Annotated in this window: 19 protein-coding genes; 14 read left to right on the forward strand and 5 right to left on the reverse strand. The window is 69.7% G+C overall.

What is annotated here, in order from left to right:
- Positions 1-11 precede the first annotated feature (11 nt).
- On the reverse strand, positions 12-749 hold the full coding sequence (locus M8231_RS01350) for a response regulator (protein ID WP_249751506.1): 738 nt from the start codon (positions 747-749) through the stop codon (positions 12-14).
- 82 nt (positions 750-831) lie between these two features.
- On the opposite strand from M8231_RS01350, the gene M8231_RS01355 reads away from it, so the two are divergent.
- Positions 832-1,710: a branched-chain amino acid aminotransferase gene (locus M8231_RS01355; RefSeq protein WP_249751505.1), complete on the forward strand. Its 879-nt coding sequence runs from the start codon at positions 832-834 to the stop codon at positions 1,708-1,710.
- A gap of 4 nt (positions 1,711-1,714) precedes the next feature.
- Here the strand turns inward: M8231_RS01355 and M8231_RS01360 are convergent, their stop codons facing one another.
- Positions 1,715-2,350 (reverse strand): NrsF family protein, encoded by a 636-nt coding sequence (locus M8231_RS01360; protein ID WP_249751504.1) that lies wholly within the window; start codon positions 2,348-2,350, stop codon positions 1,715-1,717.
- Positions 2,340-2,882 carry a sigma-70 family RNA polymerase sigma factor gene (locus M8231_RS01365; protein ID WP_250202093.1) on the reverse strand — a complete coding sequence of 181 codons (543 nt, stop codon included), beginning with the start codon at positions 2,880-2,882 and terminating at the stop codon, positions 2,340-2,342. The genes M8231_RS01360 and M8231_RS01365 overlap by 11 nt, the downstream gene beginning before the upstream one ends.
- A 153-nt stretch (positions 2,883-3,035) precedes the next feature.
- Between M8231_RS01365 and M8231_RS01370 the strand changes: the two genes are divergently transcribed.
- The 8 genes from M8231_RS01370 to M8231_RS01405 all read left to right on the forward strand — a co-directional run bounded on the left by M8231_RS01370 (position 3,036) and on the right by M8231_RS01405 (position 8,060).
- Positions 3,036-3,341, forward strand: coding sequence for a BufA1 family periplasmic bufferin-type metallophore (locus M8231_RS01370; RefSeq protein WP_249751502.1), 306 nt, complete (start codon positions 3,036-3,038; stop codon positions 3,339-3,341).
- Positions 3,341-4,189, forward strand: coding sequence for an MNIO family bufferin maturase (gene bufB, locus M8231_RS01375; RefSeq protein ID WP_250202094.1), 849 nt, complete (start codon positions 3,341-3,343; stop codon positions 4,187-4,189). The genes M8231_RS01370 and bufB overlap by 1 nt, the downstream gene beginning before the upstream one ends.
- Positions 4,186-4,944, forward strand: a complete 759-nt coding sequence (locus tag M8231_RS01380) for an HvfC/BufC N-terminal domain-containing protein (protein WP_250202095.1) — start codon at positions 4,186-4,188, stop codon at positions 4,942-4,944. Before bufB ends, M8231_RS01380 begins: the two co-directional genes overlap by 4 nt.
- Complete coding sequence (locus M8231_RS01385; RefSeq protein ID WP_249751500.1) at positions 4,941-5,369, forward strand: DoxX family protein; 429 nt, start codon at positions 4,941-4,943, stop codon at positions 5,367-5,369. The genes M8231_RS01380 and M8231_RS01385 overlap by 4 nt, the downstream gene beginning before the upstream one ends.
- Positions 5,370-5,448: 79 nt before the next feature.
- Positions 5,449-6,723, forward strand: a complete 1,275-nt coding sequence (locus M8231_RS01390; RefSeq protein ID WP_250202096.1) for a NupC/NupG family nucleoside CNT transporter — start codon at positions 5,449-5,451, stop codon at positions 6,721-6,723.
- A gap of 28 nt (positions 6,724-6,751) precedes the next feature.
- On the forward strand, positions 6,752-7,366 hold the full coding sequence (locus M8231_RS01395) for a glutathione S-transferase family protein (RefSeq protein ID WP_249751499.1): 615 nt from the start codon (positions 6,752-6,754) through the stop codon (positions 7,364-7,366).
- A 35-nt stretch (positions 7,367-7,401) separates the two neighbouring features.
- Positions 7,402-7,686 carry a type II toxin-antitoxin system Phd/YefM family antitoxin gene (locus tag M8231_RS01400; RefSeq protein ID WP_249751498.1) on the forward strand — a complete coding sequence of 95 codons (285 nt, stop codon included), beginning with the start codon at positions 7,402-7,404 and terminating at the stop codon, positions 7,684-7,686.
- Positions 7,683-8,060 (forward strand): type II toxin-antitoxin system VapC family toxin, encoded by a 378-nt coding sequence (locus M8231_RS01405; RefSeq protein WP_249751497.1) that lies wholly within the window; start codon positions 7,683-7,685, stop codon positions 8,058-8,060. The genes M8231_RS01400 and M8231_RS01405 overlap by 4 nt, the downstream gene beginning before the upstream one ends.
- A gap of 5 nt (positions 8,061-8,065) precedes the next feature.
- Here M8231_RS01405 and M8231_RS01410 read toward each other — a convergent pair whose 3' ends face one another.
- Positions 8,066-8,497: a PaaI family thioesterase gene (locus M8231_RS01410; protein WP_249751496.1), complete on the reverse strand. Its 432-nt coding sequence runs from the start codon at positions 8,495-8,497 to the stop codon at positions 8,066-8,068.
- Between the two features lie 44 nt (positions 8,498-8,541).
- Here M8231_RS01410 and M8231_RS01415 point away from each other — a divergent pair, with 44 nt between their 5' ends.
- Positions 8,542-8,844: a DUF3253 domain-containing protein gene (locus M8231_RS01415; protein WP_249751495.1), complete on the forward strand. Its 303-nt coding sequence runs from the start codon at positions 8,542-8,544 to the stop codon at positions 8,842-8,844.
- Positions 8,834-9,433 carry a uracil-DNA glycosylase family protein gene (locus tag M8231_RS01420; RefSeq protein WP_250202097.1) on the forward strand — a complete coding sequence of 200 codons (600 nt, stop codon included), beginning with the start codon at positions 8,834-8,836 and terminating at the stop codon, positions 9,431-9,433. Before M8231_RS01415 ends, M8231_RS01420 begins: the two co-directional genes overlap by 11 nt.
- A gap of 16 nt (positions 9,434-9,449) precedes the next feature.
- On the opposite strand, the gene M8231_RS01425 is transcribed toward M8231_RS01420, so the two are convergent.
- Positions 9,450-9,809, reverse strand: a complete 360-nt coding sequence (locus M8231_RS01425) for a hypothetical protein (RefSeq protein ID WP_249751493.1) — start codon at positions 9,807-9,809, stop codon at positions 9,450-9,452.
- A 218-nt stretch (positions 9,810-10,027) separates the two neighbouring features.
- Between M8231_RS01425 and M8231_RS01430 the strand changes: the two genes are divergently transcribed.
- The 3 genes from M8231_RS01430 to M8231_RS01440 are packed head-to-tail and all read left to right on the forward strand — an operon-like array spanning position 10,028 to position 12,473.
- Positions 10,028-10,357: a hypothetical protein gene (locus M8231_RS01430; protein ID WP_249751492.1), complete on the forward strand. Its 330-nt coding sequence runs from the start codon at positions 10,028-10,030 to the stop codon at positions 10,355-10,357.
- Positions 10,357-11,037 (forward strand): response regulator transcription factor, encoded by a 681-nt coding sequence (locus M8231_RS01435; protein WP_250202098.1) that lies wholly within the window; start codon positions 10,357-10,359, stop codon positions 11,035-11,037. Before M8231_RS01430 ends, M8231_RS01435 begins: the two co-directional genes overlap by 1 nt.
- Positions 11,034-12,473 (forward strand): sensor histidine kinase, encoded by a 1,440-nt coding sequence (locus M8231_RS01440; protein WP_249751490.1) that lies wholly within the window; start codon positions 11,034-11,036, stop codon positions 12,471-12,473. Before M8231_RS01435 ends, M8231_RS01440 begins: the two co-directional genes overlap by 4 nt.
- Positions 12,474-12,489: the final 16 nt, after the last annotated feature.

Genomic DNA, 12,489 nt, shown 5'->3' on the forward strand with positions numbered 1-12,489 from the left:
CGCTCCGGGGCTCAGTCCGGCGCCAGCATGTAGCCGACGCCGCGCACGGTCTGGAGATAGCGCGGGTTCTTGGGGTCGGCCTCCAGCTTGCGGCGCAGGCGCGTGACCTGGACGTCGACCGCGCGGCCGGTGATGTCGGCGGTGTCGGGCGACAGGCTCATCCGCTCGACCGGGGCGTGGGCGTGCAGCGCCAGGGTCTTCAGCAGCTGCGCCTCGGCCTCGGTCAGGCGCTGGGGCTTGCCCTCGCGGGTCAGCTCCAGCCGCTCCATGTCGAAGACGGCGGCGCCCAGCTTGATCTCGCGCGGGGTCAGGGGCTTGCCGCCCGTGCGGCGCAGGATGGCCTCGATCCGAAGCACCAGTTCGCGCGGTTCGAACGGCTTGGCCATATAGTCGTCGGCGCCGCGCGACAGGCCCTCGATCCGGTCCTCGGCGTCGCCCCGGGCGGTCAGCAGCAGGACGGGGGTCTTGGAGGTCTCGGCCTTCTCGCGAACCCAGGTGGTCAGGTCCAGGCCGCTTTCGCCGGGCATCATGACGTCCAGCACGACCAGGTCGAACTCGATCAGCTCCATCATCCGCTTGGCCGCCGCCGCGTGGGCGGCGCCCGTGACCCGGTAGCCCTCGCGCGAGAGGAACTCCTTCAGCAGCTCACGAATGCGGTCGTCGTCGTCGACGATCAGCAGATGGCGGCCCACGCCGGGTCCCGCGATCGGCCCGGAACGGCCGTAAGGACGCGATTCCGTCAGGCTCATGCGGCCTTCTCCCCGCTCAAGGCGTTGACCTGAGCGATTCGGGCGGGTCTAACACCCTCAGTTCCGCGGGAGACGTATTGCAATGGCCTTCGTTCCTTTCGACGATCGTGACGGCTGGATCTGGGTAGATGGCGATTTCGTGCCCTGGCGGGAAGCGAAAACGCACGTTCTGACCCATGCCCTGCATTACGGATCGTCCGTGTTCGAGGGTGAGCGTATGTATGGCGGCGAAATCTTCAAGCTGACGCCCCATTCTGAGCGCCTGAAGCGGTCGGCCGAACTGCTCGATTTCGAAATCCCTTACAGCGTCGCCGAGATCGACGCCATCTGCAACGACACCTGCGCCCGGAACGGCCTGACCGACTGCTACGTGCGGCCCGTCGCCTTCCTGGGGCCGGAGCAGACCAGCGTCTCGGCCCTGAACAACAAGGTGCACCTGGCCGTCGCCGTGTGGGACTGGCCCAGCTATTTCGACCCCGAGGTCAAGGCGCGCGGCCTGCGGCTGGAATGGTCCAAGTGGCGCCGCCCCGATCCGGCCACCGCCCCGACCACGGCCAAGGCGGCGGGTCTGTACATGATCTGCACCATGTCCAAGAACGCGGCCGAGCGGCGCGGCTTCGCCGACGCCATGATGCTGGACTGGCGCGGCTTCGTGGCCGAGGCGACCGGCGCCAACGTCTTCTTCGTCAAGGACGGCGTGCTGCACACGCCAAGGGTCGACCACATCCTGGACGGCATCACCCGCCAGACGGTGATCGAGATCGCCCAGGCCAAGGGGATCGAGGTGGTGGTGCGCGACATCCGGCCGGAGGAACTGTCGGACTTCTCCGAATGCTTCCTGACCGGCACGGCGGTCGAGGTGACCCCGGTCAGCGAGATCGGCGACTATCGCTTCACGCCCGGCGCCCTGTCGCTGGACTTGATGGAGCACTACGGCAGGCTGGTGCGCCGCCAGCTGTAGGGCGTCACCAGCGCAGGGCGAAACGGCCGACCACGGCGCCGATCAGGCCCGCCGCGGCCACGCCCAGCGTGTACCAGGTGGCGACGAAGGCTGCCGTCGCCTCGCCGCAATGCAGCAGGCCGTAGGCGGTCGCGGCGATGCCGCCGGCCGCCACGCCCAGCGCCAGGCCCGCCGCCGTCGGGCGCGTGGGGGCCAGCTTGCGCGCCGACAGGAAGACCAGCGGCGCGGCGAAGGCCGACGCCAGCACGATGTTGCGCCCGCAGACGGTCCAGGTTCCGCCCAGCCAGCCGGCCATGCGCTGGTCCGCCGGGGTCATCGCCGTCTCAATCCCGCCCCACAGGACGGCGGCCGCCACCACCGCCAGCAGCATCGCCGCCGCCGGGCGCGCGTCGATGCCGGGACGCCCCAGGCGCGTGGCCAGCCGGATCGCCGCCCCCGCCAGAAGGGCGGTGTAGATCGCCTTGAGCCAGGGCGTCGGCGCCTGCAGCGCCTCGGTCAGGTCGGGGCGGACGCCCAGGAGCAGGGCCACCGCGACCGTCGCCGCGCCGCCCGCCCAGCAGAGCCATGCCGGGTCCATCCGCGCGGGCGCGACGGGTTCCAGTCCCGCCGCCAGGGCGTCGATCAGGTCGTCAGTCTTCATCGGTCTTCACGCTGGCGGACAGCGTCTTCATGGAGCGGTGGACGCTGACCTTGGCCGCGCCCTCGGTGAAGCCGTTGCGGGCGGCCGCCTCGGCCAGGCTGAAACCGCCGATGCGCACGTCCTCGATCAGGCGGCGCTGGCGCAGCGGCAGGATGGACAGGACCGTCTTCAAGTCGCGGCGGATGACGCCGTCCTCGACCGTGTGTTCGGCCAGAAGGACCGAGGCCTCCTCCAGCGGCACGTCGGGGCGCCGGCCCAGGCGGCGGAAATGGTCGATCAGCTTGTAGCGGGCGATCGCATAGGCCCAGGCCGTGAACGGCAGCGACCGGTCATAGGTCGCGCGCTTGGCGTGGATGGCGATCAGACAGTCCTGCACGAGATCCTCCGCATCGGCCTCGCAGCCGATCAGGCGACGTTTGAAGAAGGGGGTCAGGGCGCCGCGCATCTCGGACAGCAGGGCGCGCCAGGCCGCGGCGTCGCCATCGAGACCCCGCAACATCAGACGCTTGAGCTCGGCTTCCCTGTCGACCACGCAGCGTTCCATTCGCGTCGGACCGGTCGATGGTTACACGACGGCGCGGAAATTCCTCGAGGACTTTTTTCGTAACCTGCGCCGCCGTCGCGACGAACCCTCTCCCGTCAGGCCGCTCCGCCCCGGACCGGTCCCCTACAGGAGACGACCCCGATGCAAACCACCCTCGCCACCTCCGCCAAGATCGCGATCGGCGCCGGCGCCCTTCTGGCCCTGGGCGCCCACGCCGCCGCCGCGCAAAACCGTCCCTCCGCCGAGCAGGAACGCGCGATGGAGAAGTGCTACGGCGTGGCCAAGGCCGGCCAGAACGACTGCGCCGCCGGCCCCGGCACCACCTGCGCCGGCACCTCGGTGCGCGACTATCAGGGCAACGCCTGGAAGCTGGTCGCCAAGGGCACCTGCACCTCGATCCAGACGCCCAAGGGCAATGGCTCGCTGACCGCCATTCCGAACCGCTGATGTCCGTCGCCCCGACCGCCGGGCTCGGTCTGAAGCCCCAGCACTATGCCGAGGCGGACGGCCAGCCGGCGGTCGGCGCGCAGGACGGCCTGTGGTTCGAGGTCCATCCCGAGAACTACATGGTCGCCGGCGGGCCGCGCCTGACCTGGCTGGAGCGCATCCGCGCGCGCCGGCCGCTGTCGCTGCACGGCGTGGGCCTGTCGCTGGCCGGGGACGAGCGCCCCGACCGCGCGCACCTGGCCCGCTTCCGCGCCCTGATCGATCGGTTCGAGCCCTTCGTGGTGTCCGAACATCTGGCCTGGTCGCGGCGCGGGAACGTCTATCACCCTGACCTCCTGCCGGTCCCGCGCAGCCGCGAGATGCTGCGACTGGTCTGCGACCACGTTGAAGAGGCGCAGGAACATCTGGGACGCCGCCTGCTGATCGAGAACCCGACCGCCTATCTGCCGATGGCCGGTCATGAGTGGGACGAGGTCGACTTTCTGGTCGAGATCGCCCGGCGCACCGGCTGCGGCCTGCTGGTGGACGTCAACAATGTGCACGTCAGCGCCGCCAACATGGGCCTGTCGGCCGAGGCGTGGCTGGACGCCGTGCCCGGCGACTTGGTCGGCGAAATCCACCTGGCGGGGCATCGCCCCGATCCGGTCTGGGGCGAAAGCCTGCTGATCGACAGCCACGACGCCCCGGTCGACGAGGCCGTCTGGCGCCTGCACCGGCGCCTAGTCGACCGCATCGGCGCCCGGCCGACCCTGATCGAGCGGGACGGACAGGTCCCCGCCTTTGCCGAGCTTCTGGCCGAACAGGCCCGCGCCGCCGACGCGCTGGCCGCCGTGGAGACCCACGCATGACCGCCTTTCACGACGCCTTCGAGACCGCGCTTCAGGGCCGGTTCGACGATCTGTGGCCGCATCTGGCGCCGGACGACCGAACGCTGGGCGCCGTCGCCGTCTATCGCAACACCGCCATCAAAGGCCGCATCGACGCCTTGGAGGCCAACTATCCGACCGTGTCGCAGCTGGTTGGCGGCGAATGGTTCCGCGCCGCCGCGCGCGAGTTCGTCGAGGAACAGCCCGGCGACGATCCCGTCCTGGCCGCCTATGGCGCGGGCTTTCCCGACTGGCTGGCCCGGTTCGAGCCGGCGCGGGAGATGGCCTATCTGGCGCCGGCCGCGCGCTTGGACCGCGCCTGGACCGAGGCGCACCTGGCGCCGGACGCGCGCACGCTGAACGCCCGTCAGGCCGCGGCCCTGGGCCTGGCCCTGACCGGCGTCCCCGCCCGGCTGCACCCGTCGGCGCGCCTGTTCTGGTTCGACTGGACCGCGCCTTCGCTGTGGCTGGCGCACCGCTATCCTCAGTCCGGGGCCGAACTGGCCTGGCGCGCCGAGCCGGAGGGCCTGCTGGTCCACCGTCCGGACGCCGAGGTCCGGGCGCGCCGCCTGACCCGCGCCGAATGGGTCTTCCTGGGCGCCTGCCGCAAGGGCCGCGCCTTCGGCGCCGCCGCGCTTTCCGCCCAGTCGGCCCAGCCGGGCCTGGACGTCCCCGCCCTGTTCGCCGGCCTGATCGCGCTCGGCGTCTTCGAAACCATCCAGAGACCGAACCCATGACCGTCATCGCCCGTTTCCACCAGCGCCTCACCGACGCCGTTCCCGAATGGCCGCTGGCCCTGCTGCTGCGCGTCGGCGTCGCCGCGCCCTTCTTCCTGTCCGGCCGCACCAAGGTCGACGGCCTGCTGACCCTGTCGCCGTCAACGGAGTATCTGTTCGCCGAGGAGTACCGCGTGCCGCTGCTGCCGCCGGACCTGGCGGCGCATCTGGCGACCTATGCCGAACACGCCCTGCCGATCCTGCTGGTGCTGGGCCTGCTGACCCGGCCGGCGGCGATCGGCCTGCTGCTGATGACGGCGGTGATCCAGCTGTTCGTCGTGCCGACCGGCTGGCCCACCCACCTGCTGTGGGCCGGGCCGCTGGTCTATCTGATCGCGCGCGGGCCCGGCGCGGCCAGCCTGGATCGGGTTTTCCGTCTGGACTGAGGCCCCGGCGCCCTTGCCAGCCGCGTCAACTTGTCCTTGAAGCGGATGAAGCCGCCGCGCGGCGTGGGAATCCGACTTCATGTTCAGCCTCCTGAACCTCCAGAGCCTGTTCGGCCTGGTCGTCATCGTCGCCCTGTGCTGGGCGATCTCGGAGAACCGCCGGGTGTTCCCGTGGAAGCTGGCGCTGGGCGCGGTGGCGGTGCAGGCGGCGCTGGTCCTGGCCCTGTTCGCCATCCCCGGATCGCGCGGCGTGCTGGCGGCGGTGACGGGCGCCATCGACGGCCTGGCGGCCGCCACGGCCCAGGGCACGCGGTTCGTGTTCGGCTATCTGGCGGGCGGCGAGCAGCCCTATGCGGTGGCCAACGAGGGGGCGCTGTTCACCTTCGCCTTCAACGTGCTGCCGCTGATCCTGGTGATCTCGGCCCTGTCGGCCCTGCTGTGGCACTGGAAAATCCTGAAGTGGCTGATCCGGGGCTTCGGCTTCCTGTTCCAGCGGACCATGGGTCTGGGCGGCGCCTCGGCCCTGGCGGTGGCGGCCAACATCTTTCTGGGCACGATCGAGAGCCCGATCGTCATCAAGGCCTATCTGGACAAGCTGAGCCGGTCGGAGATCTTCCTGATGATGACCGTCGGCCTGGCCACCGTCGCGGGTTCGACCATGGTGGCCTACGCCAGCATCCTGTCCCAGACCCTGCCCAATGCGGCGGGGCACGTGCTGGTCGCCTCCATCGTCTCGGCGCCCGCCGGGGTGCTGCTGGCGCGGATCATCGTGCCGGAGCCCAACAAGGAGGCCGCCCAGGCCATCAGCTACGATTCCGCGCTGAAGTACGACAGCGCCATCGACGCCATCTCCAAAGGCACGTCGGACGGGCTGATGGTGGTGCTGAACATTTCGGCGGTGCTGATCGTCTTCGTGGCGCTGGTGGCTCTGGTCAATGTGATGCTGAGCGGTTTCGTCGTGTTCGGCGAGCCGCTGACGGTCGAGCGGATGCTGGGCGTGCTGTTCACCCCCCTGGCCTGGCTGACGGGGGTCGAGGCGTCCGAGGCGGGCAAGGCCGGCTGGCTCTTGGGCGTCAAACTGACCCTGACCGAGTTCGTCGCCTTCATCGACCTGGGTCGCATTCCGGCGGGCGAGATGAGCGAGCGCACGCGGATGCTGATGACCTACGCCCTGTGCGGCTTCGCCAACATCGGTTCGGTCGGCATCACGGTGACCGGCCTGTCGGTCCTGATGCCCGAGCGGCGCGAAGAGGTGCTGGGCCTGATCTGGAAGGCCCTGTTCGCCGGCTTCATGGCCACCTTGATGAGCGCGGCCATCGTCGGCGCCTTGCCCGCGGCGGTGTTCGCGCAGTAGCGTTTCCAAACGCAACGGGAACGCCGCTATGAAGCTGTACACCTCACACCGCGCGCCCAACCCGCGCCGGGTCCGCTGGATCATGGCCGAGAAGGGCATCCAGGACGTCGAGGTCGTCGAGATCGACATCATGTCGGGCGAACACCGCACGCCCGACTACCGGGCGAAGTTCGGCGTGCCGCACGTTCCGGCCTTGGAGCTGGCTGACGGAACCCGGCTGACGGAATCGATCGCTATCGGCCGCTATCTGGAGGCGCTGCATCCGGAGCCGAACCTGTTCGGCCGCGACCCGAAGGAGCAGGCCGTCATCGAGATGTGGATGCGCCGGTGCGAAATCTATCTGGCCAATCCGATGATGCTGACCGTGCGCTTCAGCCATCCGGCCCTGGCGGTGCTGGAGACGCCGCAGCCCCAGGTGGCCGAGTACAATCGCGCGGGCGCCGAGAGGTTCATGAAGACGCTGGACCGGCGCCTGGCCGACACCGAATTCATCGCCGACCGCTTCACCATCGCCGACATCGTCGCCGTGGTGGGCCTGGATTTCGGCCGGCTGATCAAATACCGCCCGCCGGCCGAGCTGGAGAACCTGGCGCGCTGGCTGGAGACGTGCCGCGCGCGGCCGGCGGCGCAGGCGGGGGTGTGATTGAAAATTCGGGTTAGCTAGGTTAGCTTACCGGCATGGCCGTCACCGCGAACATCCACGAAGCCAAGACCACGCTGTCGAAGCTGATCGAACGCGCGCTGGCGGGCGAGGAGGTGGTGATCGCCAAGGCGGGCAGGCCGCTGGTGCGGCTCAATCCGATCCAGCCGGAGGAGAGTCCGAAAAGGAAGCGGGAGTTCGGCCGGATGCGAGACGAAATCCACTTGGCGGACGATTGGGACAGCCCCGAAACCAACGAGGAGATCGCCCGCATGTTCTATGAAAGCGAAATCTCTCCGGGCGATCCGAGCCCCACGGATTGAGATACCTGCTCGACACCAACGTCGCGATCTGGCTGATCGCGAAGCCCGAGAGATTGTCGGGCTTAACCCTTGAACGACTGGGCGACACGTCCAACGAAATAGTCGTCAGCGCCGTGTCCGTGGTGGAAGTCGCGATCAAGCGCTCTCTCGGCAAGCTCGATATCAACGAGCGCTTCATCGAGGAGTTGCAGGCCCAGGACTGTCGGTTCCTGTCGGTGAACGTTCGTCATGCCTGGCAAGTCTCCAGCCTGCCTTGGATTCATCGGGATCCCTTCGATCGATTGATCGTCGCGCAGGCCCAGATAGAAGGTGCGACGTTGGTCACGTCCGACCGGACCTTGATCGACTATGACGTCCAGGTCCTGCTGGTCTGACCCGATCACCTGGGCGTGAACTTCCGGATCACGCCCGAGAAGGTCATCAGCAGACGCTCGCCGGCGGTGATCTGGCCGCGCACGAAGATCAGGCTCTTGCCGGCCTTGCTGACCTGGCCGGTCGCCTCGATCAGTTCGCCGACATAGGCGCCGTCGATGAACGTGGAATCCAGCTGCACCGTGACGCCCGAGGCGCCTTCCAGCTCCTGATAGGCAATCTGGAACAGGGCGATGTCGGCGAAGGTCATCAGGCAGCCGCCGTGCATCCGCCCGCCGGCGTTCATGTGCTTGGGCTCGGCGCGGAAGGCGCAGCGCATCTGGCCGTCCGGGTCCGGGCGGCCGTAGAAGGGTCCCACGACGGTGTCGAAGGTGGCGTGGTGGTCGTAGGTCTGCCAGCCGGCGAACTCGCCCTCGGTCACGGTGATCTTGTTGGCCATGTCTTGGTCTTACTTCTGAGCGTGCGGTGCAGCATATAGGCGCGATGAGCGATCCGATCGAAGCCGCAATTTTCGAAAAACTGTCCGCCCTCGGCCCGGGCAAGAGCATAGAGCCGGCCGAGGTGGCCAAGGCGCTGCAGCCCGAACAGTGGCAGCGCATGCTGCCCAAGGTGCGCACGACCGCGCTGGGGCTGATGCGCCAGGGCCGTCTGACCATCACCAAGAAGGGCAAGCCCGTCGATCCGGACGACTTCCGGGGCGTGACCCGGCTGCGGCTGCCGACCGAGGAGGAGACGGCCCTGGCCCTGAGCCGCCGCCCGCCGGTCGAAGAAGGCGATGACGACTGACCTCGACGCGGTCGTCGCCGACATCCGCGCCTGCCGCGCCTGCGCCGGGGCGCTGCCGCATACGCCCCGGCCGGTGGTCTGGGTCTCGCCCGAGACGCGTCTGCTGATCTGCGGCCAGGCGCCGGGTCGGCGGGTGCACGAGAGCGGGCGGCCCTTCACCGACCCTTCGGGCGACCGGCTGCGCGACTGGATGGGGGTGGATTACGAGACCTTCTACGGCGATCCCCGCATCGGGGTGGCGGCCCAGGCCTTCTGCTATCCGGGAACCGCTCCGAAAGGCGGCGACTATCCGCCGCCGCGGCGCTGCGCCGAGCTGTGGCGGCCGCGCTTGCTGGAGGCCCTGCCGGGGGTGGAGCTGACCCTGCTGGTCGGCGGCTACGCCCAGGCCTGGGCGCTGGGCGGACGGGCCAAGGCCAACATGACGGAGACGGTGCGGGCCTGGCGCGACTACGGCCCGGCGGTCCTGCCCCTGCCGCACCCGTCATGGCGCAACACCGCCTGGCTGAAGCGCAATCCCTGGTTCGAGGCCGAGGTCCTGCCGCACCTCAGACAAAGGGTCCGCGCGCTGCGGGAGCGCGCGGACCCCTGAGGTCGTCGTGACGAAATCAGCCGCGGCGGTTGTCGCGGTCGCGACGCTCGTAGCGGACCTGGGCCGACAGGCGGTCGAAGCGACGATCCAGGTCGTTGCGCTCCCAGGCGCTCAGGCCGCCGCGGCGGTAGTTGGCTTCCAGACGCAGCAGGCTGGCGAATTCGCCGCGCACCCGGGTGGCTTCCCGGCGGCTCAGCTGGCCGGTGCGGACGCCCTGGTCGATGCGGCGGTCCAGATTGGCCTGGCGGGCGTTGATCGACTGCCACGAGCCGTAGCTGACGGCGTGCGGCGCCGGGCGATGATAGGATTGGGCGAACGACGGCGCGGCGACCGAAACGGCGGCCAGGGCGACGGCGGTGATGACGAACTTCCGCATGGGAGGACTCCTCGTTTTCGGCGCCGGTCGGGGCGACCAGCGATGAGGCCAGATGACCACCCGGCGGCTGAGCCCGATCTGAACAGGGACGATCAGGTTCGGTTCATCCAGATGAGAAATCGGTCACGATCACCGTTCCTTGGTTTTGCCGCGCCGCCCATTTCACCTATACGGACCATTCAGCGCCTGTTCAGGCGCACGGGGCTAGATCGACCGCCATGTTCCGCAAACCCGCCAGTCTCATCGTCGCCGTCGCGGCCCTGGCCTTCGCTCCCGTCCTGTCGACGGAGGCGGTCGCCCAGTCGCGCGATCAACGTCAGCAGTCGCAGGAGCGGCCCGCGCCGCGCGTCAGCCCGGACGAGGCCCGCCGACGCGGCGGCCAGGCCGGCGGCGGCCGCGTGATCGACACCCAGCCGCGCCGCAACGGCGACTATTCCGTGCTGGTCGAGCGCGACGGCCGGGTGCGCGAGGTCGTGGTCGACGGCCAGACCGGCCGCACCAGCCAGGGCGGAAACGACAACAACACCCAGCGTCGCAGGCCGAACTGATGCGCGTGCTTCTGGTCGAGGACGACGCGGACCTGTCGCGTCAGCTGAAGACGGCCCTGGGCGACGCCGGCTATGCGGACGATCACGCCCCGGACGGCGAGGAAGCCCATTATCTGGGCGAGAACGAACCCTATGACGTCATCGTGCTGGACCTGGGCCTGCCCAAGATCGACGGCGTGTCGGTGCTGGAGCGCTGGCGGCGCGAGGGCAAGACGACGCCGGTGCTGATCCTGACCGCGCGCGGCGCCTGGTCGGACAAGGTGGCGGGCTTCGACGCCGGGGCCGACGACTATCTGACCAAGCCCTTCCATACCGAGGAGCTGCTGGCGCGGCTGCGCGCGCTGCTGCGCCGCTCGGCCGGCCACGCCTCGGCGACGCTGTCGTGCGGCGGCCTGCGGCTGGACCCGCGCGCGGCGCGGGCCAGCGTCAACGGCGAGCCCCTGCGCCTGACCAGCCTGGAATACCGGCTGCTGCACTACATGATGATGCACCAGGGCCGGGTCATCAGCCGCACCGAACTGGTCGAGCACCTGTATGACCAGGACTTCGACCGCGACTCCAACACCATCGAGGTGTTCATCGGCCGGGTGCGCAAGAAGGTCGGATCGGATCGGATCGAGACCGTGCGCGGCCTGGGCTATCGGCTGACGCCCCTGCCGGGCGAGACCGAAGCGGCGTGAACGAGGCCCCGGCCCCCGCGTCCGCGCGGCCGCCGCGGCGGGACTGGGGCCGCTGGTTCGGGCGGCCCGGCCGTTCGCTGACCCGGCGCCTGATCTGGCTGGCGGCGGCGTGGATCCTGCTGGCCCTGGTGATCGCGGCCCTGTTCCTGACCCAGGCCTTCCAGGAATCGGCCCTGCGCCGGCTGGGAAACGTGCTGAACGAGACGGTCGACGAGATCGTGGTTGCGGCGGCGCGCACGCCGCGCGACCAGGCCGTGCCCCAGATCCAGGACGCCCGCACCCTGCGCCTGCTGTCGGGCAAGTACTGGGCGATCGCGCGCGAGGGGGCGGACGGGCGGCTGGTGATGCTGGAGCGGTCCCGCTCGCTGTGGAACTACGACCTGGACACCCCGCCGGACCTGCCCGACCGGTTGGACGCGGCCTTCGGCGACGTCATCAGCTTCAACACCGTGGGCCCCAAGGGCGAGCCCCTGCGCGCGGCCGCCAGCATGAAGTCCATCCCGCGCTACGACGAGCCGGTCGTCTTCCTGGCCGCGCTGGACCGGTCGAATATCGACGCCGACACCCGCCAGTTCGCCACCGTGACCTGGATCGCCCTGCTGGTGATGGGCTTCGGCCTGGTGTCGGCGGTCTTCATCCAGGTCCAGGTCGGCCTGCGCCCCCTCTATGATCTGAGGAACGAGATCGCCGATGTCCGCAAGGGCAAGGCGGCGCGGATCGGGCGCAGCTATCCGGTCGAGATCCAGCCCCTGGCCGAGCAGGTCAACCGCCTGCTGGACCACAATCAGGAGGTCGTGGAGCGCCAGCGCACCCACGTCGGCAACCTGGCCCATGCGCTGAAGACGCCGATCTCGGTGATGATGGCCGAAGCGGGGACGGCCGAGGGGACGCTGCCGGAACTGGTCCGGCGCCAGACCAAGGTGATGCAGGGCCAGGTCGATCACCACCTGCGCCGCGCCCGCGCCGCCGCCCGCGCCGCCCACGGCCTGGGCGAGAAGACCGACGTGCCCGAGGTGCTGGACGAACTGGCGGTGATGATCGAGCAGGTGTTCCGCGACAAGGGGGTGGAGATCGACTGGCGCGCGCCCGACGGCCTGGCCTTCCTGGGCGAGCGGCAGGACCTGCAGGAAATCCTGGGCAATCTGATCGAGAACGCGGCCAAGTTCAGCCGACGGCGCGTGCGCGTGTCGGCGGGGCCGGACGGGCTTGGACGGCTGGTCACGGTGATCGAGGACGACGGGCCAGGCCTGCCCGAGGCCGCCCGCGCCGAGGTGCTGAAGCGCGGCGCGCGCCTGGACGAGGACGCGCCGGGATCGGGCCTGGGCCTGTCCATCGTCGACGACCTGACGCGGGCCTATGGCGGCCGGATGAGGCTGGGGGACAGCGACATGGGCGGGCTGAAGGTGGTGCTGGAGCTGCCCGCCGCCGAACTGTGACGCCAAGCGCTTGTTA

This window comes from Brevundimonas albigilva (assembly GCF_023573565.1).
Classification (GTDB): Bacteria; Pseudomonadota; Alphaproteobacteria; order Caulobacterales; family Caulobacteraceae; genus Brevundimonas; species Brevundimonas albigilva.